Origin of the sequence: Parvibaculum sp. (assembly GCF_030694575.1) — a bacterium.
Lineage (GTDB): Bacteria > Pseudomonadota > Alphaproteobacteria > Parvibaculales > Parvibaculaceae > Parvibaculum.
Window position 1 is genome coordinate 1 of sequence record NZ_JAUYUS010000072.1, and the last position, 26,076, is coordinate 26,076.

A 26,076-nucleotide genomic window follows, 5' to 3' on the forward strand; every position below is an offset into this window, starting at 1 on the left:
TCGCGCATGCGCGGCAGGTCGACCTGGACGGGCCAGCCGTTGCGGAGGCCGGGATCGTATTTCGCCGACCCGAAGAAGCTCGGGATGTCGACATGAGTGTCGATGGTAATGACGTCCTTGTGGATGCGAGCGGCGATTTCCTCAGGCGTCGGCTCCGCTTCGGCGGGACCGAGCACCGGACGCAAGGTCCAGAGAGCGGCGAGCAGAAGCACCGCCGCCGCCGCGACGAGACCATATCTTCGCCCGTTCATTTTCATAACCGCCCCTCCATCGTCAGCCCGCTTGCGAAAAGCCTAGCCGGAATCCGCCCCACAACAAACGGGACGCGCGCGAACCAACCGCGGGTTCGCGCGGCGAAATACGGCGGCAACAAGGTATCTTTGTGAAGCCGGAACCGGGGCCGGTGCGGCCCGTTGTTTCCGCCGGGCGGGGCATTGAGGATTGAAGGAGCTTCACGATGACCAGCAACCGCATGCACCGCCGTGCTGCACCCCTCGCCGCTTTCGGCGTCCTCGCGCTTCTGGCCGGTTGCGGCAGCGACAGCCAGACGGTGACGAAACGCACCATCACCACCGAGCAGCCTCAGACGGTGCAGACGACGACGACCACCACGACGGTCGAAGAGGACTAGGACCGTCCGCCCCGCCAATTATCGCCGCGCCTCGATTGCGTCCCAGACGAGGCCGGCGAGATTGGCATTGTCGAAGCGGTCGATTTCCTGGATACCGGTCGGCGAGGTGACGTTGATCTCGGTGAGATAGTCGCCGATCACGTCGATGCCGACGAAGACGAGGCCGCGCGCTTTCAGCTCCGGTCCGATCGTCTCGCAGATTTCCTGCTCACGTCTGGTCAGCGTCCATTTTTCGGGGCGGCCGCCGACATGCATGTTGGAGCGGGCCTCGCCTTCGGCGGGGACGCGATTGATCGCGCCGACGGGCTTGCCGTCGACAAGAATGATGCGCTTGTCGCCCTGACGGACTTCGGGGAGATATTTCTGCACGATGACCGGCTCGCGGTTCATCTGCCCGAACATTTCCAGCAATGAGTTCAGGTTCTCGTCGCCATCGCGAATGCGGAAGACGCCGACGCCGCCATTGCCGAAGAGAGGCTTCACGATGATGTCGGTGAATTCGCGGCGGAAGGCGCGGATTTCTTCCGGGTCGCGGCTGATGAGGGTGGGCGGCAGGAGGCCCTTGAAGCGGACGGCGAAGAGTTTTTCCGGCGCGTTGCGGACTTCGGCCGGGTCGTTCACGACCAGCGTCTTCGGATGCACCGTTTCGAGGAGATGCGTCGCCGTGATGTAGCTCATGTCGAAGGGCGGGTCCTGGCGCATCAGCACCACGTCGACATCTTCCAGATAGATTTTTTCCAGACTGCCGAGCGAGGAGTGATTGCCGACCTCGCGGCGGAGCGTCAGCGGACGCATGCGCGCATAGACGCGGCCGTCGCGCATCGAGAGGTCCTTCGGCTCGTAATAGAAGAGCGTGTGGCCGCGCGACTGCGCCTCGAGGCCGAGGGCGAAGGTCGAGTCCGCGTTGACGTTGATCTGCTGGATGGGATCCATCTGGATCGCGACGGAAAGGCTCATGCTTTTCTTCTCTGTTGCCCGGTTCTCTTTTGCCTTGGTGGCGCAAAGATGGGGGCAGGCGCGCGGGTTTGCGAGCGAAAAATGCGGGATGCGGCTAGTTGAGTTTGGTCTTGAGGCGGCGCAACGCCTCTTCCGCCATGCCCGCGATGCGGACCTCGCCGAGGCCCGACGCAAGGTCGATGCAGGTGGCGAAGGCATCCGCCGCCGCGCCCATATGGCCCGCATGCACCTCCAGCCGGCCAAGCTCGAAGCGGAGCCCGGCGCGCTGCGGCGCGAGCCAGATCATCCGCGTCACGACTTCGCGGGCGCGGCCAAAATCATTGGCGCGGATGGCGCGGCCGAGAATGTTGTTTTCAAGCCGGAGGAGGATGTCGCGCGTGCCGACCGCCTCGCAGGCTTCCGGCGTGAGCCGCGCTTGCGGACCCTCGACGCTGCGGAGAAGGGCGAGCAGATCGGCGGCGGAGAGCGCCTGCCCCCCGTTGAAGGGATCGATCACCAGCGCCTCGTCGGCGCAGCGCAGCCGCAGCACGAAGTGACCGGGAAAATTGAGCCCCGCCAGTTCGAGGCCGAGCTTCGAGGCAACATGAAGATAGAGAATGCCGAGCGTGACGGGCAGGCCCTTCCGCCGGTCGATCACATGGGCGAGGTTCGCGTTGCGCGGGTCGTCGTAGGTTTCGGTGTCGCCGAGATAACGGAACATGCCCGCCATGACACCAGCGAGCGCGCCCGCCGCGATGCTCGCGGGCATCATCGCCGGCGCGTCGCGCAATGCATCGCGCGCAGCGGCAACGAGTTCGTCGAGATGCGCGCGATAAGATGCGGGCGATATTTCCGGGCGGTCGCGCGCGGCGAGGAGGAGCGCCAGATGCGCGATGTCGAGACCGGCATCGGGCATGGCGCCCGCCGCCCGCAATTCGCGTTCCGTTTCATCCGCATCGTCGCCCATCATGCAATCATGGCGCGGAAAAGACGGGAACGGCAAGCGCCGATATGAGACGCGGATGCGGGGCTTCGGATCAGTTCCCGGACTTCCTTACCTCGACATAGGAGACGACGTTGCGGACGCCCGAGATGTCGCGGGCATGCGCGACGACGCGGTCGAGTTCGGCCTGGTTGATGGCCGTGCCCATCAGATAGACCGTGCCGCGCACGGTCTCGATCGAATAGTTGATGCTGCTGACATTCTTGTCGCCGAGCAGGCGGGTGCGCAGCTTGGTCGAGATCGAGGTGTCGCTCATCGACTGCGTAAAGCCGCCGCTCTCGCCGACATTGAGTTCGTTGATGACTTCCTTGACGCCGCCGATCGACCAGACGATGCGCGTGACCGCGACGCGGTCTTCGGCTTTCGGCACCGTGCCGGTGAGCAGCACGCGGCCTTTTTGCACCTGCGTCGACACACCCCGGTAGAGAGAGGAGTCCTTCGCCAGCAGCTTGCGGTTGATTTCGAAGGCGATCTCGTTGTCGTCGACCGCCTGTTCGAGGCCGCGCTCCTGCGCCGCGCCGACCATCGCCGCGCCGCCCGCGCCCGCCACGAGAGGCACGCAGCCGCTCAAGACCGCCGCGCCCGCCAGCAGCGCCATCCATGACATTCGCATTCCCGAACCTCGTCTTCCGATATCCCGCCCGGCGGTGTACCGCCCGGGCGGAGAATGAGGGGACACCTGCGGCAAGATTATGGCCGCCACGCATCGGCGAGATGACGGGGCCAGCGGCGGGGCACGATGAGCACGACATCGAAGCGAAGATCGAGATCGGCGAGATGCGGATGGCGGCCGAGGAAATGCGCGGCGGCACGCTCCAGCCGGCGCTGCTGGCGCGGGAGTAATGCTTCCGCCGCCGCACCGCCCTCCCCGCGCGCCTTTACTTCGACGACGGCGAGCGAACGGCCGCGGCGGACGACGAGATCGATTTCGCCGGCCGGCGTTTTCAGGCGGCGCGCGACGATGCGGTAGCCCTTGAGACGGAGGAGAAGCACGGCCAGCGTTTCGGCGCGGAGGCCGAGGCGGTGGGCGGCGCGGCCGGTTGCGGCATCGCCCTTGCGGCCCATGCTATTTCGCGCCCGAGAGTTCAAGCGCGCGGGCGTAGATTTCGCGGCGCGGCAGGCCCGTCATCGCCACGACCTCGGCGACGGCATCCTTGAGGGAGGTGCGGGCGAGCGCGTTTTCGAGCATCGCGTCGACCTCATGGGCACAGAGCACGGCGCGCTTTTCAGGCGGGCCGACGACAAGGACGACCTCGCCTTTCGGCGCACCGGCCTCTTCATAGTGAACGGCGAGTGCCGCAAGCGGACCACGGCGGACTTCCTCGAACTTCTTCGTCAATTCGCGGGCGACCGCGCCTTCGCGGTTTCCGAGCGTGGCGGCCATATCGGCGAGCGAGGCGGCGAGGCGGTTCGCGCTTTCGAGGAAAACCAGCGTCGAAGGAATGGTGGCGAGTTCCGCCAGTTCCTTCCGGCGCGCCTCCTGCTTCGCCGACAGGAAACCAGCGAAGAAAAAGCGGTCGGTGGGCAGGCCCGCCAGCGTCAGCGCGGCGAGCACGGAGGAGGCGCCGGGCAGCGCCGTCACATTATGACCGGCGGCGACCGCCTCCTGCACGAGCTTGAGGCCTGGATCGGAGACGAGCGGCGTGCCGGCATCCGAAACGAGCGCGACCGCCTCGCCCGCCTCGAGCCGCTTCAGCACCCGGGGGCGCATTTCGGCGGCATTGTGATCGTGATAGGGCGCCGTCTTTACCTTGATCCCGTGGATGGCGAAGAGTTTCGCCGTCACGCGCGTGTCCTCGCAGAGGACGAGATCGGCGCGGGCGAGCACATCGAGCGCGCGCAGGCTGATGTCGCCCGCATTGCCGATGGGCGTGGCGGTGACGTAGAGGCCGGGTGCAAGGCGCGCCGACAGTTTTTCCCGCTGGTTTTCCTTCCGGGTGTCGTTCCCGGGACCTTCCTGTTCCATGCGCGCGACCTTGGCCCCGGGCGGCGGGTTTGGCAACGGATTTGGGGAAGGATTGCGGCGGTTTACTTGGACCGGGCCGGACAGTACCCTCCGCATTCACATCGTCCCGCCGCCATGTTCAGGAACAATCCGGTGACAAAGTCCGCCCGCCCTGCCCGCTCCGGCCTCATGACAGGCGTCAAGGCAGTCTTTGCACTGGGCGTCGCGCTCGCCCTCGCCGCCTGCACGACCGGGCAGCCGCAAAAGCCGGCACCCGTCGTCACGCCGCCGCCGAAAGTCGAGGTGACGCCGCCGCCGTCGGCACCGCCGAGCTTCAGCCGCGATCCCTCGAAATTCTATATGCCGGCCCATATGGCGGGCGAACGGCCGATCCGCGTGGCGCTGCTGCTGCCGTTCAATTCGTCGCGCGAGAATGTGCGAACCTTGTCCAACGCGCTTTACAACGCGGCGCAGCTTGCGCTCTTCGAGTTCGACGCGACCAACGTGTTGCTGATGCCGAAGGCGACGGGCGGCACGGCGGCGGGCGCGCAACGCGTGGCGCAGGAGGCGATCGATGCCGGCGCCGATCTCATTCTCGGGCCGCTCTTCGCGGAAGAAGTGACGGCGGTGGCGCCGCTCGCGCGGCAGTTCAAGGTGCCGGTGGTGGCGTTTTCCTCCGACAGTTCGGTCGGCGGCAACGGCGTGCACCTGCTCTCTTTCCCGCTCGATCAGGATGTGGACCGCATCGTCGATTACGCAACGCTGCAGGGCATCAGGCGCTTCGCCGCGCTTTACCCGCAAGGCACTTACGGCGAGCGGGTGCGCGCGGCGTTCCAGCGCGCGGTGACGGCGCGGGCGGGCGAAGTCGTCGCCAGCACGAGCTATCCGCCGAGCCCGGAAGGCATGTATGAGCCGGCGAAGAGGATCGCGAGCGCCTATGGCGGCGGCAACTACAAGGCCGTGTTCCTGCCGGAAGGCGACGCGCAATTGAAGTCCATGGCGCCGCTGCTTCCCTATTACGATGTCGATCCGCGCGACGTGAAATTTCTCGGCACCGGGCTCTGGGACGACCCGTCGCTGGCGCGCGAACCGCCTCTCGCCGGCGCCTGGTTCCCCGCGCCGCCGCCCGAAGGCCACGATCAGTTCCTGACGCGCTATCGCCGCGCCTACGGCACCACGCCACCGCGCATCGCGAGCCTCGGCTACGACGCGGTGAGCCTCGCCATCGCGCTTTCAACGCTGCCGGAGGCGGAACGCTTCACGCCGGAGGCTCTCACCAATCCCGATGGTTTCGCGGGGGTCGACGGGATTTTCCGCTTCATGCCGGACGGGCGCACGGAACGCGGGCTCGCCGTGCTCGAAATAAGACCGACGGGCGCCGTCGTGATCGATCCGGCACCGTCGAGCTTCCGGCCGGAGGTTTTCTAGGGGTTCGCAATGACGCTCCGGCTTCACAATTTCTTTCGCAATTCGGCCGGGCACCGGGTCAGGATCGCGCTCGCGCTCAAGGACCTCGATTACGAATATGTCTCGGTGAATATCGGACCGGCGAGCGAGCAGAAATCGGATGCCTATCTGAAGCTCAATCCGCAGGGTCTCGTGCCGACACTCGAGCATGACGGGCGGATCCTCACGCAGTCGCTTGCGATCATCGAATATCTGGAAGAAATCTTTCCCGAGCCCTCGATCATGCCGGCCGATACGCTGACGCGGGCACAGGCGCGTGCCTTTGCCGCCGCCATCGCGGCGGAAATGCATGCGCTCAACAATTCAGGCGTCCATCGCTATCTCGGCGGCGAGATGGGACTCGACGACGCGAAGCGCCAGCAATGGTATGCGCATTGGGCGAAGGCGGGTTTCACGGCGCTGGAACAGAACCTGGCGGCGCGGCCGGAGACACCGTTCTGTTTCGGCGACAAGCCCACCATCGCCGATATTTTCCTCGTGCCGCAGCACCTGAACTATGTGCGCTTCAAGATCGACCTCGAACCCTATCCGCGGATCAACAGGATCGTCGCGCATTGCGGGAGCCTGCCCGCCTTCAAGGCGGCGGCACCCGACGCGCAGCCGGATTACGTCGAGGGTTTCTAGGCGAGGAGGCGCGCCAGCAGCGCGTCGAGGACGAGGCGGCCTTGCGCCGTCGTGCGGATCAGGTCGCCGTCGCGCGTCAGCAGCCCGTCGCCGATCAGGTTGTCGATGCGGGAGGCCGCGATGCCTTTTCCCGTGAGGCGCGCGTAACGCGCGAGCGAGACGCCCTCTTCAAGACGCAGGCCCATCAGCATCATTTCATCGCCCTGCTCCGCCGGTGCGATCTCCTCCACCGCTTCGAGGCCGTGGCCGCCGCGCTCGACCGCCTCGATCCATGCGCCGGGCATGCGAAGCGTACGCGTGGCGAGGCGCTTTCCCTCCACCGAGATGCGGCCATGCGCGCCGGGGCCGACGCCGGCATAGTCGCCATAACGCCAATAAACGAGATTGTGTCGCGCCTCGGCGCCGGGCCCGGCATAGTTCGATACTTCGTAGGCGGACAATCCGGCTTCCGCCGCGATCTCGCCCGTCAGGGAGTAGAGTTCGGCGGCCTCGTCCTCATCGGGGAGAATGAAGGCGCCCTTTTCGTAGAGGCGTCCGAAGGCCGTCTCTTCCTCGATGGTGAGCTGGTAGAGCGAGAGATGATCGGCCGCATGGGCGAGCGCGGCGCGCAGTTCCGCCGCCCATTTTTCCTTCGTCTGGCCGGGACGCGCATAGATGAGATCGAAGGAAAGGCGCGGAAAGGTTTCACGGGCAAGCGCGATGGCGCGGAGCGCTTCGTCGGCCGTGTGGAGGCGGCCGAGGAATTTCAGTTCTCTGTCGTCGAGCGACTGCACGCCGAGCGAGAGACGGTTGACGCCCGCCGCGCGGTAGCCGCGAAAGCGCGCGGCCTCGACGCTGGTGGGGTTGGCTTCAAGCGTGATCTCGACGCCCTCCTCCATCGTCCAGAGCGCGGCGATCTGCGTGAGCACCGCCTCGACGGTCGCCGGCTCCATCAGAGAGGGCGTGCCGCCGCCGAAGAAAATCGAGTGGACGCGGCGCGGGCCGGTGAGGTCGCGCATATGAGCGAGCTCGCGCGTCAGCGCCCTTGCCCAGCGCGCCTGATCGACATTGGCGACGACATGGCTATTGAAATCGCAATAGGGGCATTTCGACTGGCAGAAGGGCCAGTGAACATAGACGCCGAAGCCCGGTTCATCAGCTCCGGAAGCAGGCATCGACAAGTTGCCGGAAGGCATGGGCGCGGTGCGAGATGTCATGCTTCGCCTGCGGTTCCATTTCGCCGAAGGTTGTTTCGTAGCCATGCGGCACGAAAACGGGATCGTAGCCGAAGCCCTTGTCGCCGCGCGGCGGCCAGACGAGATCGCCGTCCACCCTGCCCTCGAAATATTCGACATGACCGTCGGGCCATGCGAGCGCTAGGCCGCAGATGAAATATGCGGCGGTGTCGACCGGCCCCGTTTCGAGCATGCCACGGCGAAGCTTTTCCATCGCGAAGGCGAAGTCCTTCGTCGGGCCCGCCCAGCGCGCCGAATAAATGCCCGGCGCACCGCCCAGCGCCTCGACGCAGAGGCCGCTGTCGTCGGAGAGCGCGGGAAGCTTCGCTGCCTTCGCGGCAGCGAGGGCCTTGAGCTCCGCATTCTCGCGAAAGGTCTCGCCGGTTTCCTCGGGCTCGGCAAGACCGAGATCGGCGGCGGAAACGATTTCGACGTTCAGCGGCGCAAGAAGGTCGGCAATCTCGCGGACCTTGCCGGGATTGTGGCTCGCAACGACGAGCTTGCCGCCTTCGAAACGCCGCGTCATGCCGATACCGCTTCCTTCTGGCGCTGCACGAGATCCGCGATCGAGACTTTCGCCAGCGCCAGCAGCGACAGGAACTCCTCGTCGCTGAAGGGGTCGCCCTCCGCCGTGCCCTGGATTTCGCAGATGCCGCCCTTGCCGGTAATGACGAAATTCGCATCCGTGTCGGCGGTCGAGTCTTCCGCGTAGTCGAGATCGACCACGGGGACGCCCTTGTAGATGCCGCAGGAAATCGCCGCGACATGGTCCTTCAGGACCGGCGCGGAGATGATCGAGCGGGCGCGCATCCATTCGATGCATTGATGAAGCGCGACCCAGGCGCCGGTGATCGAGGCCGTGCGCGTGCCGCCATCGGCCTGCAGCACGTCGCAATCGATGCTGATCTGGCGCTCGCCCAAGGCCTTCAGGTCGACCACAGAGCGGAGCGAACGGCCGACGAGACGCTGGATTTCCTGGGTGCGGCCGGACTGCTTGCCGGTCGAGGCCTCGCGGCGCATGCGCTCATGGGTGGAGCGCGGCAGCATGCCGTATTCGGCCGTGACCCAGCCCTGCCCGCCGCCCTTCAGGAAGGGCGGCACACGCTCTTCGAGGCTCGCGGTGCACAGTACGTGGGTGTCGCCGAAGCGGACGAGGCAGGAGCCTTCGGCGTGTTTGGCGACGCCGGGCTCGAAGCTGACGGTCCGCATTTCCTGCGGCTGGCGTCCGGAAGGGCGCATAAGAGGTTCCAGTTCTGTCTTCAAGATGATCCGTTCGGTTGCCGGGCCTTGTTACATGGGGCGGCGTCCGGCGTAAAGCGGCGCGATTTTTCTCCGAAAAGCTTTGATGCTGCGGCAAAGCACACTAAATTATCGCCGAGTTTCAGAGACTTAAGCGGAGGCGGTTGCGGGCATGGTTGGCGTAATGGATCTCAACGAGCGTTCGCGCGAGATCCTGCGGCGCGTGGTTGAGACCTATCTGGAGACGGGCGAGCCGGTGGGCTCGCGCTTCCTGTCCCGGCAATTGCCGTTGTCGCTGTCCGCCGCCTCGATCCGCAACGTGATGTCGGACCTCGAAGGGCTCGGGCTCATTTTCGCGCCGCATACCAGCGCCGGACGAATGCCGACCGAGGCCGGGCTCCGCATGTTCGTGGACGGGCTGCTCGAAATCGGCGACCTCACGGAAGACGAGCGTATCGCCATCGAGCGGCAGGTTTCGGGCTCGCACAAGAGCATTGAGGATGTGCTGGACGAAGCCTCCAAGCTGCTATCCGGCCTCAGCCATGGCGCGGGCTTCGTGGTGGCGCCGACCTACGATGCGGCGCTGAAGCATCTCGAATTTGTGCCGATCGACGCGGAGCGGGCGCTGGTCGTGATCGTGACCGAAGGCGGCGCGGTCGAGAACCGCGTCATCGAGATTCCGAAGGGACTGACGCCTTCGGCGCTGGCCGAGGCGACCAACTATCTCAACGCGCAGTTGCGGGGACGGACGCTGGACGAGGCGAAGGCCCATCTGGCGCGCGAACTGGAAACGCAGAAGGCGGAACTGAACGAACTCACCGCCAAGGTGATCGAGGCGGGACTCGCCACCTGGTCGGGCTCGAACTCGGCGGCCGCCAGCAACGATCCGCTCGGAAAATCGCTGATCGTGCGCGGGCGCTCGCGGCTTCTGGAAGATGTGCATGCGGTGGAAGACCTTGAGCGCATCAGACTTCTCTTCGACGAACTCGAGAACAAGCGCGACCTCGTGCAATTGCTGGGGCTCGCGGAAGCGGCGGACGGGGTGCGCATCTTCATCGGCTCGGAGAACAAGCTGTTCTCGCTGTCGGGTTCCTCGCTGATCGTCAGCCCCTACATGGATACGCAGCAGCGCGTGGTCGGCGTGCTCGGCGTGATCGGGCCGACGCGGCTCAATTATGCCCGCGTGATCCCGATGGTCGATTACACGGCGAAGCTGGTGGGACGGCTCATCAACTGAGGCATGACGGCGCGGGCGGGTTGACATGAAAGCCCATGGCGCGCACATGCACTCGCCAAGAGCCGAGTTTTCCCAAAAACTGGACAGACACCAGAAACTGGACAGACGATGAGCGACGAGAAGAAACCGGAGGCGGAGACGCCCGAAACCATCCAGAAGCTTGAAGAAACACTGGCGGAAACGCTGGCGAGCGAGCCTGCCGCGCAAGGCGAGGCCGAGGATGCGGCCGGACCCGACGTGGCGGCCCTGCAAGCCGAAATCGCCGATCTCCGTAACCGGCTGCTGCGGGCGGCTGCGGATATGGAGAATAACCGCAAGCGTGCCGAGCGCGAACGGCAGGATGCGCAACGCTATGCGGCCGCGAATTTCGCGCGCGACATGCTGGAAGTGTCCGATAATCTGCGCCGCGCCGTCGCCACGCTGAAAGAGGACGAGCGGGCGGAGGCGGCCGACAGCGTGAAGGCGATGATCGAAGGCGTGGAGATGACCGACCGGCAGCTCGTGACCATTTTCGAGCGCCACGGCATCCGCGAGATCACGCCGCAGCCGGGCGAACGCTTCGATCCCAACCTGCATGAAGCGATGTTCGAGGTGCCCGGCACCGATCAGCCCGCTGGTACGGTCGTGCATGTGCTCGGCGCCGGCTATATGATCGGCGACAGACTGCTCCGGGCGGCCCGAGTGGGCGTGGCCAAGGCCGAGGACGGCGCAGCGAAGGGCGGGCACGTCGATACGACTGCCTGACGGGTTTGCGGCTTGTTCGTCCCCGCCCCATGTTCTATAACAGTGTTATTGAACGGCAAGGGAGGAGACGGGTCATGCTTCAGCTATGGGCGGCGGCGGCATTTTTTCTGGGCATTCACCTCGTGATCGCGGGTTCAGGCGCGCGGGGCCGGATCGTGGCGACGATCGGGGAGCGGGCATGGCTCGTCCTGTTCTCGCTCGCCTCCATCGCCGGCATCTCCTGGCTTGCCTACAGCTTCAACGAGGCGGTGGCGGGGCCCAATCATCTTTACTGGGCGCCGCCCATGTGGGCGCTGCACCTTGCGCCTCTCGTGGTGCTGGTCGCGGCGTTCTTCGTGGTCGTCGGCGTCACGACGCCGAACCCGACGGCAGTGGGCGCCGAGGCGCTGGCCGACAAGCCCGATACCGTCAAAGGCATGCTCCGCATCACGCGGCATCCCTTTCTCTGGGGCGCGGCGATCTGGGCGCTCTGGCATATCCTGGTCAACGGCGACAAGGCCTCGATCATTTTCTTCGGCACCTTCGCGCTGCTGGCCATACTCGGCACCTTTTCCATCGACGACAAAAAACGGAAGCGGATGGGCGAGAGCTGGACAGCCTTCGCCGCCAAGACCTCGAACCTGCCTTTTGCCGCGATCTTTGCCGGGCGCAATCAATTAAGGCTCGGCGAACTCGGCTGGTGGCGAATCCTTTTGGCGCTGATCGTGTTCGGCGCCTTGTTTTACGCGCATCTCTGGCTTTTCGGCGTGTCGCCCGTGCCGGGCTTCCAGCCTTACTGAGCCGGCTTCGTCACCCGGCGCAGCGTCAGGTTGATCCTGCCGCCGCCGGGGATGAGGCGCGAAGAGCCGGAAATCACCCGGTCCACGCCATGAAAGCGGAGCCGCGAGGGGCCGCCCATCACCAGCGCGTCGCCTGAGGCGAGTCTGAAGCTTTTCGATTTATCGCCACGGGCGAATCCGCCGACCCGGAAAACACACGTATCGCCGAGCGAGAGGGAGATGACGGGCGCGTCGAGCGCCTGCTCGTCCTCGTCGCGGTGGAGCCCCATGCGCGACTTCGGCACATCGTAGAGGTTGACCAGGCAGCATTCGGGGGGCGCCGGATAAGCGGCCAACTCGTCCCAAAGGGCGAGTAGGGCCGCAGGTATGGCCGGCCAAGGGGCTTTATCAACGTCATTAACCGGCGAATAGGCGTAGCCCTCGGGACGGGAGACCCAGCCGAGCGGTCCGAAATTCATCTGCAGGATCGACCAGGGCCGGCCGGTCCGCGGCATGCGCGGGCGATAGGGCGGCATGGCAGCGAAGGCCGCCATGAGCTCCGCGACGAGGCTCGCCTGCACCACCTTCCCCATAAACCCCGGATAAAGCGACAAGCCCTCGAAACCGGTGTCGACCGGCTTTTTGCGCAGGGAGGACTCGTCTTTTGGCACGATGTGTGTCATATTAATTTCCGGAGTGAAACCGGGACCGGGCGGCGAAGCCGTTCAGGACATGGGGGACTATCATGAACAAGATAATCGGGCTTGTGGCCGCAGTCTTGGCGTTGTCGATGCTTTCGGGCTGCGCGGCCGCAGCCATACAGGGCGTTTCGCGCGCCAAGGACAATGCGGTCATCGTGGGCAATGAGGATGCGGCGATGGCGGGCGACGTCAAGGCGCAGATGAAGCTTGGCGATGCGCATTGCTGCACGATCGCGGGGAGCGCCGGCGTTCTCAACAACCAGAAGGCCACCGAGTGGTACTGCAAGGCGGCCCAACAGGGCGAGCCCCAGGCATTTTACGAGCTCGGCCGCATCTATTCCGGCGATCTCGTGCGCGGCATAAACGGCCCGGCGAAGATCGGCTCGATGCTGACGACGCAGCGCGAGGACAAGCCGCTGGCGCTGATGTGGTTCAACCTCGCGGCGGAGGCCGGTAACAAGGACGCGGCCGATGATGCAGCCGATCTTCGCGAGGACATGACCGCGCCGGAAATCCTGCAGGCGAACCTCCGGCAGAAGAGCTGGCAGGCCCAGCCCTGCGAATGGAACCAGGTCTACGCGGACAACCAGCTCTGAAGGCAGCCGCAGTTCGCACGAACGATAAAAGGCCCGGGTCCTGAAATGGAACCCGGGCCCTTCTTTTTGGCCGGGGCGCCTGAGTCCCAAAAGTCGCTATCCATGTGGCCATATTGCCGCATCAACGCTTGCGGCCCGTAGAACCCAAACCTATATACAGCGCAACGTTTCAACCCCCGAACCGGGAGATGTCTTCCGGCAAGGACCCCTTCTGGGGGCCGGTGCAACCGGGCCCGCGCATGCAAAGCGCGTCCCGGCGAGCGGGTGCCATGAGGCCCGCCCGGCCAGCCGCAAGTGAAAGAGGACCAACACGCTATGGCTAAAGTAATCGGTATCGACCTCGGCACGACGAACTCGTGTGTCGCGGTGATGGAAGGATCGAGCGCCAAAGTCATCGAGAACGCCGAAGGCATGCGCACCACCCCCTCGATGGTGGCCTTCACGCAAGACGGCGAACGCCTCGTCGGGCAATCGGCCAAACGCCAGGCAGTGACCAACCCGACCAATACTCTCTTCGCGATCAAGCGCCTTATCGGCCGCTCCTACGACGACCCCACCACCCAGAAGGACAAGGGCATGGTGCCCTACGACATCGTCAAGGCGCCGAACGGCGACGCCTGGGTGGAAGCGCATGGCGAGAAATATTCGCCGTCGCAGATTTCGGCCTTCATCCTGCAGAAGATGAAGGAGACGGCGGAAAGCTATCTCGGCGAGAAGGTCGAGAAGGCCGTCATCACCGTTCCCGCCTATTTCAACGACGCCCAGCGCCAGGCAACGAAAGACGCCGGCAAGATCGCGGGCCTCGAAGTGCTGCGCATCATCAACGAGCCGACGGCGGCCGCGCTTGCCTACGGTCTCGACAAGAAGGAAGGCGAGCTGATCGCGGTCTACGACCTTGGCGGCGGCACCTTCGACGTGTCGATCCTCGAGATCGGGGACGGCGTCTTCGAAGTGAAGTCGACGAATGGCGACACGTTCCTCGGCGGCGAAGACTTCGACATGCGTCTCGTCAATTATCTTGCCGACGAATTCAAGAAGGAGAACGGCATCGACCTGCGCGGCGACAAGCTCGCGCTGCAGCGGCTGAAGGAAGCCGCCGAGAAGGCGAAGATCGAACTCTCCTCCGCGGCGCAGACGGAAGTGAACCTGCCGTTCATCACGGCGGATGCCTCCGGCCCGAAACATCTCACCATGAAGATCACGCGCTCGAAGCTCGAAGCGCTGGTGGAAGACCTGATCCAGCGCACGATCGACCCGTGCAAGGCGGCGTTGAAGGACGCGGGCGTCACGGCCGGCCAGATCAACGAGATCGTTCTCGTCGGCGGCCAGTCGCGCATGCCGAAAATCCGCGACGCGGTGAAGCAGTTCTTCGGCAAAGAGCCGAACATGAGCGTGAACCCGGACGAAGTGGTGGCCATGGGCGCCGCCATCCAGGCCGGCGTGCTGCAGGGCGACGTGAAAGACGTGCTGCTGCTCGACGTGACACCCTTGTCGCTCGGCATCGAAACGCTGGGCGGCGTCTTCACGCGCCTGATCGAACGCAACACGACGATCCCGACCAAGAAGGCGCAGACCTTCTCCACCGCCGAAGACAACCAGTCGGCCGTGACGATCCGCGTCTTCCAGGGCGAGCGCGAAATGGCGGCCGACAACAAGCTGCTCGGCCAGTTCGATCTCGTCGGCATTCCCGCAGCACCGCGCGGCGTGCCGCAGATCGAGGTCGCGTTCGACATCGACGCGAACGGCATCGTCAACGTGTCGGCGAAGGACAAGGCGACCAACAAGGAACAGACGATCCGCATCGAAGCCTCGGGCGGGCTTTCGGAGGCCGACATCGAGAAGATGGTGAAGGACGCCGAAGCGCACGCGGAAGAGGACAAGAAGCGGCGCGAGGAAGTCGAGACGCGCAACCATGCCGAAGCGCTTGCCAACGCGACCGAAAAGACGCTTCAGGAAAGTGCCGACAAGATCGGCGCGGATGTGAAGGCGGATGTCGAAGCGGCGCTCGAAGGGCTTCGCAACGCGCTGAAGGATGGCTCGACCGAAGACATCAAGGCGAAAATGGAAGCGCTGACCCAGGCCTCCATGAAGATGGGCGAGGCGCTCTACAAGGCCGCACAGGCCGATGCCGAGAAGGATGCGGCGAGCGGTGGCGATGCGGACGACGATGTCGTCGATGCCGACTTCGAGGAAGTCGACGACGACAAGAAAGACCAGGACAAGTCCGCCTGATCCGGGGCCTCGAAATGACGCCCTTCATTCATCACATGATAGACGGCCGGGCGCGCGCAAGCGCGCCCGCGACCGCATTCCTCCGTGCACGGTGATCCCATGTCGAAGCGCGATTTCTACGACGTGCTCGGGGTGAGCCGGAATGCGACCGCGGAAGAGCTGAAGAAAGCCTACCGCTCGCAGGCGAAGAAGCTGCACCCCGACCAGAACCCGGACGACAAGGAAGCCGAGCAGCGCTTCAAGGAACTCAATGAAGCCTATGACGCGCTGAAGGACGAGCAGAGCCGCGCGGCCTACGACCAGTTCGGCCACGCCGCCTTCGATGGCGGCATGGGTGGGCGCGGCGGGCCCGGCGGCATGGGCGGTTTCGGCGCCGGCGCTTCCATGTCCGATATTTTCGACGATCTCTTCGGCGAATTCATGGGCGGGCGTGGCGGACGCGGCCGCCGGGGCGATGGCGGCCAGATGCGCGGCCACGACCTTCGCTACAACATGGAGATCAGCCTCGAGGAAGCTTTCGAGGGCAAGAAGGCGCAGATCCGCGTGCCTGGCTCCGTCGCCTGCGAGGTCTGTCACGGTTCCGGCGCCGCGCCGGGATCGAGCCCCGTCACCTGTCCGACCTGCCAGGGCCACGGCAAGGTGCGGGCGTCCCAAGGCTTCTTCACCGTCGAGCGGACCTGTCCGACCTGCCATGGCCGCGGCCAGACGATCGACAAGCCCTGCACGGCCTGTCACGGCGCGGGGCGCGTGGAAAAGGAACGGACGCTCTCGGTGAATATTCCGGCGGGCGTCGAGGACGGCACGCGCATCCGTCTTTCCGGCGAAGGCGAGGCGGGGATGCGGGGCGGCCCGGCGGGCGACCTCTATATCTTCCTCTCGGTCCGGCCGCACAGGCTGTTCGAGCGCGACGGCGCGGACCTCTTCTGCCGCGTGCCCGTGTCGGTGGCGACCGCCACGCTCGGCGGCGAGATCGAGGTTCCGACGCTCGGCGGCAAGAAGGTCAAGGTGAAGGTCCCGGAAGGCGCGCAGAGCGGGCGGCAGTTCCGGCTGCGTTCGAAGGGCATGCCCGTCGTCAATTCGCGCGAGACGGGCGATCTCTATATCCAGATCACGGTGGAGACGCCGGTCAACCTGACGAAAAAGCAGAAGGAACTCATGAAGGAGTTCGAGGCCGCCTCCACGCCCGGCAACAACCCGGAAAGCGCCGGGTTCTTCGCCAAGGTGAAGGAATTCTGGGACGGCTTTCAGAACTGACGCTTTCGGATATTCTGAAAAGGCCCCGGCGGGAAACCGGCCGGGGCCTTTTTCATGTCCGGTGCGCCCATGCCCCTGCAATCCTATATCCTGCCCGTCGCGCTGCTCATTCTCTCGAACGTCTTCATGACGACGGCGTGGTACTGGCATCTCAAGTTCAAGGCGATGCCGATCCTGACCGTCATCCTCATCAGCTGGGGGATCGCGCTCGCGGAATACATGCTGGCCGTGCCGGCGAACCGGATCGGCCATAGCGTCTATTCGGCGGCCCAGCTCAAAACCATCCAGGAAGTCGTGACGCTGACCGTATTTGTCGGCTTTTCGACCTTTTATCTGGGCGAGGCGCCGACATGGAACACGGCCATCGGCTTCACGCTGATCGCGCTCGGGGCTTATTTCATCTTCCGGGGCTGAATTGAGGCTGCTATACCGCCTCCGAACCTGGGAAACACCGATATGGCGGCTGACATCAGAATCGTCGTGACGGGCGCGGGCGGCCGGATGGGCCGGACGCTGATCCGTCTCGTCCACGAGACCGAAGGCCTTGCCCTTGCCGGCGGCCTCGAAGGGCCCGCCTCGCCCCATCTCGGCGCCGATCTCGGGACGCTGGCCGGCCTCGCGCAGCCGCTCGGGCTGAAGGCAACCGCCGACGCCCTGACGCTCCTCAAGGACGCCGACGCTCTCATCGATTTTTCCACGCCGGCCGCGACGCTCGAATTCGCGGCCCTGACCGCCCAGGCGCGGATCGTCCATGTCATCGGCACGACCGGCTTCACCGCCGAGGACGAGGAGAAGATCAAGGCGGCGGCGCGGCACGCGACCATCGTGAAGGCCGGCAATATGAGCCTCGGCGTCAATCTCCTCGCCGCCCTCGTGCGCCAGGCCGCGAAGGCGCTCGACGATACGTGGGACATCGAGATCGTCGAGATGCATCATCGCCACAAGGTCGACGCGCCATCCGGCACCGCGCTTCTGCTCGGCGAAGCGGCGGCGGAGGGACGGGGTATTGCGCTCGGCGACAATACGGAACGCGGCCGCGACGGCCTCACCGGCGCCCGGGCGCGCGGCAAGATCGGCTTCGCCAGCCTGCGCGGCGGTTCGGTCGTCGGCGATCACAGCGTGATCTTCGCGACCGAGCACGAACGCATCACGCTCGGCCACATCGCGGAGGATCGCGGGATCTTCGCTCGGGGGGCGCTCAAGGCCGCGCGCTGGGGGCAGGGCAAGGGACCCGGCCTTTTCAGCATGGCCGACGTGCTCGGCATCGAATAGTTCTGCCTACGGATAATATCGGGAGTTTGCCTTGCCTAACCTGCTTGTGCTCGTCCGCCACGGACAAAGCGAATGGAACAAGAAAAATCTTTTCACCGGCTGGCGCGATCCGGGCCTGACCGCGCAAGGCATGGAGGAAGCGCGCGAGGCGGGGCAGGCCATGAAGGCGAAGGGCCTGCGGTTCGACGTCGCCTTCACCTCCGCGCTCTCCCGCGCGCAGGAAACGAACCGCATCATGCTGGAAGAGCTGGGGCAGGGCGATCTCGAGATCGTCGAGGACCAGGCGCTGAACGAGCGCGACTATGGCGACCTGTCGGGCCTGAACAAGGACGATGCGCGCGAGAAATGGGGCGAGGAGCAGGTTCACATCTGGCGCCGCTCCTACGACGTTCCGCCGCCCGGCGGCGAAAGCCTGAAGATGACGGCAGAGCGCGTGCTGCCCTATTTCGAGAAGGAAATCCTGCCGCGCGTGCTGAAGGGCGAGCGCGTGCTTGTCGCCGCGCATGGCAATTCGCTCCGGGCGCTCGTCATGCAGCTCGACAAGCTCAATCAGGAGCAGGTGCTCGCGCTCAACATCGCGACCGGCGCGCCCATCGTCTATCAACTGGACGACAAGGGGAACGTGCTCGGCAAGGAAATGCTGATCGAGCGCGAGGCTCACTGAGGCGGCAGCGGCGCCGTTCGGAGGTTCGTCAGCGCCGCCTGGAGCGCGCGCGCGAAATCCTCCCGCTCATGCGGCGAAAGGGCGGCGGCAACTTCAAGTTCTTTGCCGTGGCTCACGAGATGGAGATGCGTCGTCTCGTCGGGCTCCTTGCGGAGCGCCAGACGCACCCAGTAGGGCTGGAAGCTGAAGGCGCGAACGTTCCCCTTCGCGTCGACGCGGCGGACACGCAATTCGCCATCGGTGAGCTCGACCGTTTCATGCGCGCGGGCGGCCCGGTAATTGGCGCGGAAGGCGAGCCAGACGAGGAGCACTTCGAGGCCGCAAAAGCCGAACACCGGCCATGCGCCCTTCAGCATGAAAACCATGCCCGCCGTGAAGTTCACCGCCGCGACAATACCGATCACGACCGCGAAACCGCGCATGGAAAGCGAGCGGTGCGGCGTTATGAGCGCATTGAAGCGGAGCGGCGGCTCCAGCGGCGCGAGCATCGAGGACGTGGCTTGCATCGAAAAAGACTAAGCCGGGCAGGGACGGCCTGCAATACGACCTTGCGACGCAGCGCGGTTATGTACAAAGTTCACCCTCCATGCCGATGAAAAAACCCGACATCGAGGAATTCTTCCGACGGCTCTCGGCAGCTCTGCCCGAGCCCAAGACGGAGCTGGAATACAAGAACACCTATACGCTGCTGGTCGCCGTCGTGCTGTCGGCGCAGGCGACCGATATCGGCGTCAACAAGGCGACGAAGGACCTCTTCAAGACCGTCGATACGCCGCAGAAGATGCTGAAGCTCGGCGAGGCGGGGCTGACAAAGCACATCAGGACCATCGGGCTCTATCGCAACAAGGCGAAAAACGTGATCGCGCTGTCGCGGATGCTGATCGAACGCCACGGCGGAGAAGTGCCGCACGATCGCGAGGCCTTGCAGGCGCTTCCGGGTGTCGGGCGGAAGACAGCGAATGTCGTCCTGAACGTCGCCTTCGGCGAGCCGACCATCGCGGTCGACACGCATATCTTCCGCGTCTCGAACCGGACCGGACTTGCGCCGGGAAAGGATGTGGTCGCCGTCGAGCAGAAGCTTGAGAAAGTCGTCCCCGCCGCTTACCGGCTCCACGCACATCACTGGCTGATCCTGCACGGGCGCTATCTCTGCAAGGCGCGCAAGCCCGACTGTACGGCCTGTCCGGTGTCCGACCTCTGCCAGTTCAAGGCGAAGACGGTGGCCGCCTAGGAGACCGGCGCGTTGCGTTTCGCGGCAACCGATGCGAGGCAGGCATCGCGGTCGGCCGCGCCGCCTTCGACTTTCCTTGCATCGACATAGCGAGAACCGAGAGCGCCGGTTCCGGTCTTGTAGAAATAGACGAAGAGACTGCAATCGCTGCCGGCATATTGCCATATCTCGGCTTGCGGCTCGGTGCGGCGGAAATCCGGTGCGCCGAGCCGCGAGGAAATGGCGGAAGGCGCGACTCCGATCAGGTTCGCGGATTTGAGCGGTCCCGGTGCGAGCGAGGCGCTCGGACCGCCGGTTCCGGTGACTCCCGGCGCAGCGCAGGCGGCGAGGGCGAGCGGCGCCACAAAGGCAAGCAGGTATTTCTTTTTCATGTCCGGCTTCCGGCAGCGAGACGTTTGTAGGTATGGACCATGAGCGTCGTGCCGAAAAGCGGCGCAAAGAGATTGAGTATCGGCACCGTCGTGAACAAGGCGACGACGACGCCGGCGAGGAAGATACGCGCGCGATGGCGCTTTCGCAGCACTTCGGCTTCCGCCGGCGGAACGTGGCGAAGGGCGACAAGCTCGAAATATTCGCGGCCGATCAGGTAACCGTTTATCACCCAGAAAAGCGCGACATTCACGATCGGCAAAAGATAGAAGGGCAACGCCAGCAGGTTCACGACGATGAGCACGAGCGTGAAACGGAGCGCGACGATGAGCGACTGCAGGAAGGGCTGGTCCGTACCCGGCGGGTCGGCCGGATAATCCTCCGCTTCGACGCGCCCGGCAATCGTTTCGAGAAAGAAGCCGGCAACCAGCGTCACCACCGGATGCACGAGCGGGATCAGCACGATGACGGCAAGAAAGCTCGCGACGAACTGAAGCACGGTATCGACCCAGCCGCCCGCAAGCTCGGGTCCGAATTCCGGGATCGCCGTCAGCGCCCATTGAAGCCCGGCGCCGAACAGAGCGAGAACGAGGATGGTGAGGCCGAGCGACAGCCACATGATCCGCCGGAAAGGCGGCGAGAAGGTTTCTCTCAGGGCGCGCAGCGCGTCGGACGGCATTATTCCTCACAAAAAAGCAAAGCAGAACCGAAGCTTATCGGCTTCGCGGGGTTTTTCCAACGCGTTCGGCTGCCTATACTCCCGCGCTCACCCTTCCCGAGATCGCAACCAAAGCAAGAGGATCATGACAGAACTCAAATACGACGTGGCGGGCATCGGCAACGCACTTGTCGATGTGATCGCGAATGCGGACGACAATTTCCTGATCGCGAACGGCATCGAGAAGGGCGGCATGACGCTGATCGATGCGGCGCGTGCGGACGAACTCTATGGCAGAATGGCAGCCTCGATCGAGATGTCGGGCGGTTCCTGCGCCAACACGATCGCGGGGCTTGCATCGCTCGGCGGCAAAGGCGCCTTTTTCGGCAAGGTGAAGAAGGACCAGCTCGGTGAGGTCTTCATTCACGACATCAAGTCGATGGGTGTTGCATTCCCGGCTTCGCAGGCGACGAGCGGCGCGCCGACCGGGCGCTGCCTCATTCTCGTTACGCCGGATGCACAGCGCAGCATGAACACTTTCCTCGGTGCGGCACAGAAGCTCGGGCCCGACGACATCGACGAGGGGACGATCCGTGCCGCCGCCGTCACTTACATGGAGGGCTATCTCTGGGACGAGCCGGGCGCGAAGGAAGCATTCCTGAAGGCGGCAAAAATCGCGCATGAGGCAGGGCGCCTCGTCTCGCTGACGCTTTCCGACAGTTTCTGCGTCGACCGCTACCGCGACGAGTTCCGCCGTCTGGCGAAAGACGAGGTCGACCTGCTGTTCGCCAACGAGGCCGAAATCCTGTCGCTCTACCAGACGGATGTGTTCGATGAGGCGCTGCAGAAAGTGCGCGCCGACTGCAAGTTTGCGGCGCTGACGCGTTCGGAAGCCGGTGCGGTCATCGTCGCCGACGGCGAGGTGCATGTCGTCGATGCGGAGAAAATCCCGAAGGTCGTCGATACGACGGGTGCGGGCGATCTCTTTGCCGCCGGCTTTCTCTATGGCCTCACTCGCGGCAAGGATCCCGTGACATGCGGGCGCCTCGGTGCGATGGCGGCCGCAGAAGCGATTTCGCATTACGGGCCGCGTCCGCAGGTCTCGCTCGCGAAACTCGCGAAGGAAAAAGGGCTGGCTTGAGCTAGAGCTTCCTGAGCAGCACGTCGCGGATGCGGTGGTCGTCGCCTTTCCTGAGGATCAGGTCGGCGCGCTGGCGCGTCGGCAGAATGTTCTTGCGCAGGTTGGCGAGGTTGATCGAGGTCCAGATCGCATCGGCCGTTTCCACCGCTTCTTCTTCCGTCAGTTTGGAGTAGCGGTGGAAATAGGCGGCCGGATCCTTGAAGGACGTGCGGCGCAGACTGAGGAAGCGTTCGATATACCAGCGCCGGATCGCCGCTTCGTCGGCATCGAGATAGATCGAGAAATCGAAGAAGTCCGATACGAAGGGCTGCGGCTCGTCGCCGTCGGCCGGCTTCCAGGGCTGCAACACGTTGAGCCCTTCCACGACGAGGATGTCGGGGTTGTCGACCGAGATCGTCTCGCCCTGCAGGATGTCGTAGGTGAAGTGCGAATAGACTGGCGCCTCGACGTGACGCGATCCCGCCTTCACGTCCGAGAGAAAGCGGAGGAGCCGCTTGATGTCGAAACTTTCGGGAAAGCCCTTGCGCTGCATCAAGCCGCGCTCTTCGAGCAGCTTGTTCGGATAGAGAAAGCCGTCGGTCGTGATGAGGTCGACCTTGGGGTGGTTGGGCCAGCGTGCGAGCAGGGTGCGCAGAACACGCGCGGTCGTCGACTTGCCCACGGCGACCGATCCGGCGACGCCGATGATGTAGGGCACCTTGTCCTGCATGCGGCCGAGGAAGTCGGAGGTGACGCGGTAGAGTTCCTGCGTTTCGCCGACATAGAGATTGAGAAGGCGCGACAGCGGCAGGTAGATTTCCGACACTTCATCGAGCGAAATGCGCTCGCCGAATCCCTTCAACTCTTCCAGTTCGCCTTGCGACAGCGGCAGCGGCGTGTCCTGGCGCAGGCGGCCCCAGTCGGCCGCCGAGAAATGACGGAACGGCGAGAGAGATTGCGTTTCTCCGGCGCCGCTGTCGGCCATAAGCGCGTCCTCGGACATCAGCGTTCCCCGCGCGCGGCTTTTTCGGCAAGACCCGAGCGGCCTTCGCGGCGTTCGAGTTCGGCATAAACCTCGGCCGGATCGAGCCCCGCCGCCGCCATGAGCACAAGCCAGTGGTAAAGAAGGTCGGCGCTTTCCGAAACCGCACCCTTGGCGTCTCCCGAAACGGCGGCGATCACCGTTTCGACCGCTTCCTCGCCCAGCTTCTGCGCGCAGGCGGGAACGCCTTTCGCGAGCAGCTTCGCGGTATAGGAAGACGCGGCGTCCGCTCCCTTCCGGGCGGCGATCACCTCGAACAATCGGTCGAGCTGGCTTGCGTCGGCGGCCATCTGGCGCTCCCGGACGGTTGACGGACCGGGTCGGCTCCCCCAAGGGGGTCCGGCGCGGGCGGCCTTCCGTAGCAGATTTGGGGGCGGTAGGCCAGCGGCAGGGCTGGAGCCTGCCGGTCAGAGCCTCGTCGCGAGGCTGGTCCCGTCCAATTCGCCTTTCTTGGTGCCATCCTGGCGGGCGTCCTTCAGGTCGGCACCCCGGAGGTCGGCACCTCGAAGGTCGGCACCGTTCAGATTGGCGCGGAAGAGGATCGCGCCGGAGAAATCGGCGGCGGCGAGGATTGCGTTCTCGAAACTGGCATCGGCCAGGATCGCCTCGCGGAAATGCGCACCGGCGAGGACGGTTTTGGAGAAGTCCTTCCGCGACAGGTCCATGCGCGTGAAATCCGCGCGCTGGCCCTTTTTCTGGCCTGTCTGAATCCATTCGAGATGCAGGTTCAGCATCTTTTCCATGCGTTCGGCGTTCGGGGCGGGCCGGGGCCGCGTCGCGCGCATCATGTCGCCGCGCTCAATGGTGGCCTCGTCCATGACGGCGCGGCGAAAATCGGCATCGGCAAGATTGGCGCCCTTGAGTTCGACGCCCTTGAGTTCGGCGCCGGCGAAACTCGCGCCGCGCAGATCGGCGCCCTGAAGGCTTGCGCCGGAAATCGATGCGCCGTCGAAGTCGGCATCGAGCAGTTTGCATTCGGCCATGTTGGTGCCGTACATGCGCGCGCCGCGAAAGCTCGAGTTCTCACGACCGACAGGTGCCGTCGCGCCGCGCTTGATAACCGCGCCGCGCCGCAGGTCTGCGCCGTCGAGCTGCGCACCGGTCATTTCCGCGTCCTCGAAATTCGCGCCGCGCAGGTCGGCGCGCGAGAAGTTCGTGCGGGTGAGGTTCGCGTGATCGAAATTCGCGCTGAAGAGATTGGCGCCCGCGAAATGCGAATCCTCAAGATCGCAGCCCGTGAAGTCGCAGCCGATGAAATGCCCATGCGAGAAGTTCAGGTTGCGGAAATCGAGACCCGACAGGTCGCATTCCTTCATCACGGCGCACCAGCCGTTGGGTATTCCCTTCAGGTAGCGCGTATGAAGTTCGCTGAGGCGCTTCAGCGCCTCCTGGCTGATGCGGCGGCCGACAATGGCATGGTCGTCGGTGCCGGCCTTGCGGGCGGATGCCGCGGGTGCATCGCCGTTTTGCTCGGTGGTGGGTTTCGGACGCTCGGACATGGGTACACAACCTTCACGCATGAGCGGACATGAAGGGTGAAGTGCCCGCGATCCGGATGTTATTGGCCGAACTTTTCAGATTTTCTTAACGGTGGAGGGGATTCCGGAAAGAAGCACAAAAAACATGCTGGTTTCGAAGGCGGTCAGGCCGCCTGCCAGAAAGGCTCCGCCGCGCCAAAGCGCTTCCAGAGGCGGATAGCCCCTTTCCAGGTTTTCTCGGCCCTGCGCTCATGCCACTCGATAATCCGGTCGGCCGCCTCGCGCGCCGCGCCGTCGCCGGTGAGATCGTCGAGGATCAGGTGCGCGGTCGCGACGTCGTTAAGGCCGCCAAAGACGTCCTGCATCTGACTGAGATGCTTCAGATAGGATTTCACGTCGCCGGCATCGTAGAGCGACGAAAAGAAGTGAACGCCGTAGCGCAGTTTCTTGAGCTGCTTGCGCAGGTCGTGGCGCGCCTCGCCTTCGAGTTTCTCGAAGTCACGGCCGCGCTTCTCCACCTTGGCGAGCCGCTTGCCGAGCGCTTCGTCCGCGAAGGCATGTGCAAGTGCCGGCGCCTTGCGCTTCACGCGCCATCCGCGGTCGGCAAGGAAGAGTCCGTATTCGAGGAGGAAGCGCGTGTATCGGCGCGAATGCAGTACGGCGATCGCGCGTTCCCAGCCGTCGGCACGCGCGGTCTCCGCGCGCGTCAGCAATTTCTTCATCGCCGGATCGCGCGGCGTAACGGGTGCGACGATCTCCGTCACGAAGACGTCGAAATCGCGCGCGGGCCCGAGTTCGTTCGCGAGCCATTTCGCTTCCGCTGCGAGCTTGTCGGCGTTGGAACCGCCGATGCCAGGGCGGAAAATCTCGAAAGCGGAGCGCGCGCGGCGAAGGGCGACGCGCATCTGGTGCAGCCCTTCCGGCAGGCGCGCCTCAAGCGCGGCGGCTTCGTTCGCCATCAGATGCACGAGACAATGACGCAATACCGTCTCGTATGCCTCTTCCAGTGTCGTGTCGTGGCCAAGCAACAAAGGCTCCGCCTTGACCGCGACGGGAGCGCGCGGACGCAAGAGCGCGAAGCCCCGTTCGGATTTGCTACGGGTGCCGACGCGCAGGTTCGCGATCTCGTTCAGGTCGAGCGCGACCCTGTAGAGGCTTGCCGGCGCGCCTTCCTTCAGTTCGAGTTCAATCTCGCTCACCGGTGCCTCGCCGCCATTTGCCTGCAGCGCGCCGAGATCGAATGCGAGTTCGATCAGGTCGCCGTTCTCGGTTTCGAGATTGTGGATCGTGCGGCGAATATCGCTCACGAGCCGGGGACCGATGGCGTTGCCGTTCGCGAGTTTCTGGATGCGCGACTTGAGATCGTCCGGCAGCTTGTTGAGATCGGGCTCATCCGCGCCGCGCGGCAGGCGCGCCTCATATTCGCCAGTGTCCCTCGCCAGCGCGCCGGTCGCGCCGCCCGATACGCCGGTTTCCGTTTTCAGCGTCTGCACGCAGCCGCTGCCGGACCGGCGCAGCCTGAGCGCGAAGCCATGGTCGCCGAGTGTGAGCGTCCTGGTATCGAAATAGACCGAGTGCAGATGCTTGCCGCTGGCGCGCCCCTGCTTCATCCGCAACAGCGACGGCGCACGCCTGATCCGTTCAAGCTCGACGGGCTCGCA

31 protein-coding genes are annotated in these 26,076 nt (G+C 64.7%); 14 read left to right on the forward strand and 17 right to left on the reverse strand.

Annotation, left to right across the window (positions count from 1 at the left end):
• On the reverse strand, window positions 1-251 hold a 251-nt coding region (locus Q8S60_RS10905), incomplete at its 3' end, for a hypothetical protein (protein WP_305668555.1).
• A gap of 206 nt (window positions 252-457) precedes the next feature.
• Here Q8S60_RS10905 and Q8S60_RS10910 point away from each other — a divergent pair.
• The gene (locus Q8S60_RS10910; protein ID WP_305668556.1) at window positions 458-631 is read left to right on the forward strand and encodes a hypothetical protein; all 174 of its coding nucleotides are present in this window, start codon (window positions 458-460) and stop codon (window positions 629-631) included.
• Window positions 632-649: 18 nt separating this feature from the next.
• On the opposite strand, the gene gshB is transcribed toward Q8S60_RS10910, so the two are convergent.
• From gshB to rsmI, 5 genes are all read right to left on the reverse strand, one after another.
• The gene (gshB, locus tag Q8S60_RS10915) at window positions 650-1,588 is read right to left on the reverse strand and encodes a glutathione synthase (RefSeq protein ID WP_305275406.1); all 939 of its coding nucleotides are present in this window, start codon (window positions 1,586-1,588) and stop codon (window positions 650-652) included.
• A 94-nt stretch (window positions 1,589-1,682) separates the two neighbouring features.
• Window positions 1,683-2,537, reverse strand: coding sequence for a SirB1 family protein (locus Q8S60_RS10920; RefSeq protein WP_305275404.1), 855 nt, complete (start codon window positions 2,535-2,537; stop codon window positions 1,683-1,685).
• A gap of 67 nt (window positions 2,538-2,604) precedes the next feature.
• On the reverse strand, window positions 2,605-3,183 hold the full coding sequence (locus Q8S60_RS10925) for a BON domain-containing protein (protein ID WP_305275401.1): 579 nt from the start codon (window positions 3,181-3,183) through the stop codon (window positions 2,605-2,607).
• Window positions 3,184-3,260: 77 nt separating this feature from the next.
• The gene (locus Q8S60_RS10930) at window positions 3,261-3,635 is read right to left on the reverse strand and encodes a YraN family protein (protein ID WP_305275398.1); all 375 of its coding nucleotides are present in this window, start codon (window positions 3,633-3,635) and stop codon (window positions 3,261-3,263) included.
• Between the two features lies 1 nt (window position 3,636).
• Window positions 3,637-4,536: a 16S rRNA (cytidine(1402)-2'-O)-methyltransferase gene (rsmI, locus tag Q8S60_RS10935; RefSeq protein ID WP_305275395.1), complete on the reverse strand. Its 900-nt coding sequence runs from the start codon at window positions 4,534-4,536 to the stop codon at window positions 3,637-3,639.
• A gap of 132 nt (window positions 4,537-4,668) precedes the next feature.
• Here rsmI and Q8S60_RS10940 point away from each other — a divergent pair, with 132 nt between their 5' ends.
• Both Q8S60_RS10940 and maiA read left to right on the forward strand, forming a co-directional pair.
• A complete protein-coding gene (locus Q8S60_RS10940; RefSeq protein ID WP_305275392.1) occupies window positions 4,669-5,943 on the forward strand; it encodes a penicillin-binding protein activator in 1,275 nt (424 codons plus the stop codon).
• A gap of 9 nt (window positions 5,944-5,952) precedes the next feature.
• Window positions 5,953-6,606: a maleylacetoacetate isomerase gene (gene maiA, locus Q8S60_RS10945; protein WP_305275389.1), complete on the forward strand. Its 654-nt coding sequence runs from the start codon at window positions 5,953-5,955 to the stop codon at window positions 6,604-6,606.
• Here the strand turns inward: maiA and hemW are convergent.
• The 3 genes from hemW to rph are packed head-to-tail and all read right to left on the reverse strand — an operon-like array spanning window position 6,603 to window position 9,059.
• A complete protein-coding gene (gene hemW, locus Q8S60_RS10950) occupies window positions 6,603-7,760 on the reverse strand; it encodes a radical SAM family heme chaperone HemW (RefSeq protein ID WP_305275387.1) in 1,158 nt (385 codons plus the stop codon). The two genes, maiA and hemW, sit on opposite strands and share 4 nt — an antisense overlap.
• Window positions 7,741-8,352, reverse strand: coding sequence for an RdgB/HAM1 family non-canonical purine NTP pyrophosphatase (gene rdgB, locus Q8S60_RS10955; protein WP_370867260.1), 612 nt, complete (start codon window positions 8,350-8,352; stop codon window positions 7,741-7,743). The genes hemW and rdgB overlap by 20 nt, the downstream gene beginning before the upstream one ends.
• A complete protein-coding gene (gene rph, locus Q8S60_RS10960) occupies window positions 8,343-9,059 on the reverse strand; it encodes a ribonuclease PH (RefSeq protein ID WP_305275383.1) in 717 nt (238 codons plus the stop codon). The genes rdgB and rph overlap by 10 nt, the downstream gene beginning before the upstream one ends.
• A gap of 172 nt (window positions 9,060-9,231) precedes the next feature.
• Between rph and hrcA the strand changes: the two genes are divergently transcribed.
• From hrcA to Q8S60_RS10975, 3 genes are all read left to right on the forward strand, one after another.
• Window positions 9,232-10,296, forward strand: coding sequence for a heat-inducible transcriptional repressor HrcA (hrcA, locus tag Q8S60_RS10965; protein WP_305275381.1), 1,065 nt, complete (start codon window positions 9,232-9,234; stop codon window positions 10,294-10,296).
• 108 nt (window positions 10,297-10,404) lie between these two features.
• Window positions 10,405-11,040: a nucleotide exchange factor GrpE gene (gene grpE, locus Q8S60_RS10970; protein ID WP_305275378.1), complete on the forward strand. Its 636-nt coding sequence runs from the start codon at window positions 10,405-10,407 to the stop codon at window positions 11,038-11,040.
• Between the two features lie 74 nt (window positions 11,041-11,114).
• Entirely contained in the window at window positions 11,115-11,819 is a 705-nt protein-coding gene (locus Q8S60_RS10975) for an NnrU family protein (RefSeq protein ID WP_305275376.1), read from the forward strand.
• Here Q8S60_RS10975 and Q8S60_RS10980 read toward each other — a convergent pair.
• Window positions 11,813-12,481, reverse strand: coding sequence for an alpha-ketoglutarate-dependent dioxygenase AlkB (locus Q8S60_RS10980; protein ID WP_305275373.1), 669 nt, complete (start codon window positions 12,479-12,481; stop codon window positions 11,813-11,815). The genes Q8S60_RS10975 and Q8S60_RS10980 overlap by 7 nt on opposite strands.
• A gap of 62 nt (window positions 12,482-12,543) precedes the next feature.
• On the opposite strand from Q8S60_RS10980, the gene Q8S60_RS10985 reads away from it, so the two are divergent.
• The 6 genes from Q8S60_RS10985 to Q8S60_RS11010 all read left to right on the forward strand — a co-directional run bounded on the left by Q8S60_RS10985 (window position 12,544) and on the right by Q8S60_RS11010 (window position 18,517).
• On the forward strand, window positions 12,544-13,095 hold the full coding sequence (locus Q8S60_RS10985) for a hypothetical protein (protein WP_305275370.1): 552 nt from the start codon (window positions 12,544-12,546) through the stop codon (window positions 13,093-13,095).
• 315 nt (window positions 13,096-13,410) lie between these two features.
• A complete protein-coding gene (gene dnaK / locus Q8S60_RS10990) occupies window positions 13,411-15,327 on the forward strand; it encodes a molecular chaperone DnaK (RefSeq protein WP_370867248.1) in 1,917 nt (638 codons plus the stop codon).
• A gap of 99 nt (window positions 15,328-15,426) precedes the next feature.
• Complete coding sequence (gene dnaJ / locus Q8S60_RS10995; RefSeq protein ID WP_305275365.1) at window positions 15,427-16,581, forward strand: molecular chaperone DnaJ; 1,155 nt, start codon at window positions 15,427-15,429, stop codon at window positions 16,579-16,581.
• A gap of 69 nt (window positions 16,582-16,650) precedes the next feature.
• Window positions 16,651-16,995, forward strand: coding sequence for a DMT family protein (locus tag Q8S60_RS11000; RefSeq protein WP_305668558.1), 345 nt, complete (start codon window positions 16,651-16,653; stop codon window positions 16,993-16,995).
• Window positions 16,996-17,037: 42 nt separating this feature from the next.
• Window positions 17,038-17,853 carry a 4-hydroxy-tetrahydrodipicolinate reductase gene (dapB, locus tag Q8S60_RS11005; RefSeq protein ID WP_305275363.1) on the forward strand — a complete coding sequence of 272 codons (816 nt, stop codon included), beginning with the start codon at window positions 17,038-17,040 and terminating at the stop codon, window positions 17,851-17,853.
• Window positions 17,854-17,884: 31 nt separating this feature from the next.
• Complete coding sequence (locus Q8S60_RS11010) at window positions 17,885-18,517, forward strand: 2,3-bisphosphoglycerate-dependent phosphoglycerate mutase (protein WP_305275360.1); 633 nt, start codon at window positions 17,885-17,887, stop codon at window positions 18,515-18,517.
• On the opposite strand, the gene Q8S60_RS11015 is transcribed toward Q8S60_RS11010, so the two are convergent.
• Entirely contained in the window at window positions 18,511-19,023 is a 513-nt protein-coding gene (locus Q8S60_RS11015) for a DUF2244 domain-containing protein (protein ID WP_305275357.1), read from the reverse strand. The genes Q8S60_RS11010 and Q8S60_RS11015 overlap by 7 nt on opposite strands.
• Window positions 19,024-19,103: 80 nt before the next feature.
• Between Q8S60_RS11015 and nth the strand changes: the two genes are divergently transcribed.
• Window positions 19,104-19,748: an endonuclease III gene (nth, locus tag Q8S60_RS11020; protein ID WP_305275355.1), complete on the forward strand. Its 645-nt coding sequence runs from the start codon at window positions 19,104-19,106 to the stop codon at window positions 19,746-19,748.
• Here nth and Q8S60_RS11025 read toward each other — a convergent pair.
• Window positions 19,745-20,119 carry a hypothetical protein gene (locus Q8S60_RS11025; RefSeq protein ID WP_305275352.1) on the reverse strand — a complete coding sequence of 125 codons (375 nt, stop codon included), beginning with the start codon at window positions 20,117-20,119 and terminating at the stop codon, window positions 19,745-19,747. The two genes, nth and Q8S60_RS11025, sit on opposite strands and share 4 nt — an antisense overlap.
• Entirely contained in the window at window positions 20,116-20,796 is a 681-nt protein-coding gene (locus tag Q8S60_RS11030; RefSeq protein ID WP_305275350.1) for a sulfate transporter family protein, read from the reverse strand. The genes Q8S60_RS11025 and Q8S60_RS11030 overlap by 4 nt, the downstream gene beginning before the upstream one ends.
• A gap of 124 nt (window positions 20,797-20,920) precedes the next feature.
• On the opposite strand from Q8S60_RS11030, the gene Q8S60_RS11035 reads away from it, so the two are divergent.
• Window positions 20,921-21,916: an adenosine kinase gene (locus Q8S60_RS11035; protein ID WP_305275348.1), complete on the forward strand. Its 996-nt coding sequence runs from the start codon at window positions 20,921-20,923 to the stop codon at window positions 21,914-21,916.
• A 1-nt stretch (window position 21,917) separates the two neighbouring features.
• On the opposite strand, the gene coaA is transcribed toward Q8S60_RS11035, so the two are convergent.
• From coaA to Q8S60_RS11055, 4 genes are all read right to left on the reverse strand, one after another.
• A complete protein-coding gene (coaA, locus tag Q8S60_RS11040; RefSeq protein WP_305275346.1) occupies window positions 21,918-22,898 on the reverse strand; it encodes a type I pantothenate kinase in 981 nt (326 codons plus the stop codon).
• Entirely contained in the window at window positions 22,898-23,227 is a 330-nt protein-coding gene (locus Q8S60_RS11045) for a phosphoribosyl-ATP diphosphatase (RefSeq protein WP_305275344.1), read from the reverse strand. The genes coaA and Q8S60_RS11045 overlap by 1 nt, the downstream gene beginning before the upstream one ends.
• 117 nt (window positions 23,228-23,344) lie before the next feature.
• The gene (locus Q8S60_RS11050; RefSeq protein ID WP_305275342.1) at window positions 23,345-24,436 is read right to left on the reverse strand and encodes a pentapeptide repeat-containing protein; all 1,092 of its coding nucleotides are present in this window, start codon (window positions 24,434-24,436) and stop codon (window positions 23,345-23,347) included.
• Between the two features lie 143 nt (window positions 24,437-24,579).
• Window positions 24,580-26,076: CYTH and CHAD domain-containing protein (locus Q8S60_RS11055; protein WP_305668557.1), on the reverse strand; the 1,497-nt coding region annotated here is incomplete at its 5' end.

What these genes read in the sequence shown, in the direction of transcription:
- dapB (WP_305275363.1), top strand. Translation starts at nt 17,038, where the DNA reads ATGGCGGCTGACATCAGAATCGTCGTGACGGGCGCGGGCGGCCGGATG.
- hemW (WP_305275387.1), bottom strand. Translation starts at nt 7,760, where the DNA reads ATGCCTGCTTCCGGAGCTGATGAACCGGGCTTCGGCGTCTATGTTCAC.
- rph (WP_305275383.1), bottom strand. Translation starts at nt 9,059, where the DNA reads ATGCGCCCTTCCGGACGCCAGCCGCAGGAAATGCGGACCGTCAGCTTC.
- gshB (WP_305275406.1), bottom strand. Translation starts at nt 1,588, where the DNA reads ATGAGCCTTTCCGTCGCGATCCAGATGGATCCCATCCAGCAGATCAAC.
- grpE (WP_305275378.1), top strand. Translation starts at nt 10,405, where the DNA reads ATGAGCGACGAGAAGAAACCGGAGGCGGAGACGCCCGAAACCATCCAG.
- Q8S60_RS10920 (WP_305275404.1), bottom strand. Translation starts at nt 2,537, where the DNA reads ATGATGGGCGACGATGCGGATGAAACGGAACGCGAATTGCGGGCGGCG.
- dnaJ (WP_305275365.1), top strand. Translation starts at nt 15,427, where the DNA reads ATGTCGAAGCGCGATTTCTACGACGTGCTCGGGGTGAGCCGGAATGCG.
- Q8S60_RS11035 (WP_305275348.1), top strand. Translation starts at nt 20,921, where the DNA reads ATGACAGAACTCAAATACGACGTGGCGGGCATCGGCAACGCACTTGTC.
- Q8S60_RS10930 (WP_305275398.1), bottom strand. Translation starts at nt 3,635, where the DNA reads ATGGGCCGCAAGGGCGATGCCGCAACCGGCCGCGCCGCCCACCGCCTC.
- Q8S60_RS11000 (WP_305668558.1), top strand. Translation starts at nt 16,651, where the DNA reads ATGCCCCTGCAATCCTATATCCTGCCCGTCGCGCTGCTCATTCTCTCG.
- coaA (WP_305275346.1), bottom strand. Translation starts at nt 22,898, where the DNA reads ATGTCCGAGGACGCGCTTATGGCCGACAGCGGCGCCGGAGAAACGCAA.
- Q8S60_RS10980 (WP_305275373.1), bottom strand. Translation starts at nt 12,481, where the DNA reads ATGACACACATCGTGCCAAAAGACGAGTCCTCCCTGCGCAAAAAGCCG.
- Q8S60_RS10985 (WP_305275370.1), top strand. Translation starts at nt 12,544, where the DNA reads ATGAACAAGATAATCGGGCTTGTGGCCGCAGTCTTGGCGTTGTCGATG.
- Q8S60_RS11025 (WP_305275352.1), bottom strand. Translation starts at nt 20,119, where the DNA reads ATGAAAAAGAAATACCTGCTTGCCTTTGTGGCGCCGCTCGCCCTCGCC.
- Q8S60_RS10925 (WP_305275401.1), bottom strand. Translation starts at nt 3,183, where the DNA reads ATGCGAATGTCATGGATGGCGCTGCTGGCGGGCGCGGCGGTCTTGAGC.
- rsmI (WP_305275395.1), bottom strand. Translation starts at nt 4,536, where the DNA reads ATGGAACAGGAAGGTCCCGGGAACGACACCCGGAAGGAAAACCAGCGG.
- maiA (WP_305275389.1), top strand. Translation starts at nt 5,953, where the DNA reads ATGACGCTCCGGCTTCACAATTTCTTTCGCAATTCGGCCGGGCACCGG.
- Q8S60_RS10910 (WP_305668556.1), top strand. Translation starts at nt 458, where the DNA reads ATGACCAGCAACCGCATGCACCGCCGTGCTGCACCCCTCGCCGCTTTC.
- Q8S60_RS11050 (WP_305275342.1), bottom strand. Translation starts at nt 24,436, where the DNA reads ATGTCCGAGCGTCCGAAACCCACCACCGAGCAAAACGGCGATGCACCC.
- nth (WP_305275355.1), top strand. Translation starts at nt 19,104, where the DNA reads ATGCCGATGAAAAAACCCGACATCGAGGAATTCTTCCGACGGCTCTCG.
- Q8S60_RS10975 (WP_305275376.1), top strand. Translation starts at nt 11,115, where the DNA reads ATGCTTCAGCTATGGGCGGCGGCGGCATTTTTTCTGGGCATTCACCTC.
- Q8S60_RS11015 (WP_305275357.1), bottom strand. Translation starts at nt 19,023, where the DNA reads ATGCAAGCCACGTCCTCGATGCTCGCGCCGCTGGAGCCGCCGCTCCGC.
- hrcA (WP_305275381.1), top strand. Translation starts at nt 9,232, where the DNA reads ATGGTTGGCGTAATGGATCTCAACGAGCGTTCGCGCGAGATCCTGCGG.
- dnaK (WP_370867248.1), top strand. Translation starts at nt 13,411, where the DNA reads ATGGCTAAAGTAATCGGTATCGACCTCGGCACGACGAACTCGTGTGTC.
- Q8S60_RS11030 (WP_305275350.1), bottom strand. Translation starts at nt 20,796, where the DNA reads ATGCCGTCCGACGCGCTGCGCGCCCTGAGAGAAACCTTCTCGCCGCCT.
- Q8S60_RS11045 (WP_305275344.1), bottom strand. Translation starts at nt 23,227, where the DNA reads ATGGCCGCCGACGCAAGCCAGCTCGACCGATTGTTCGAGGTGATCGCC.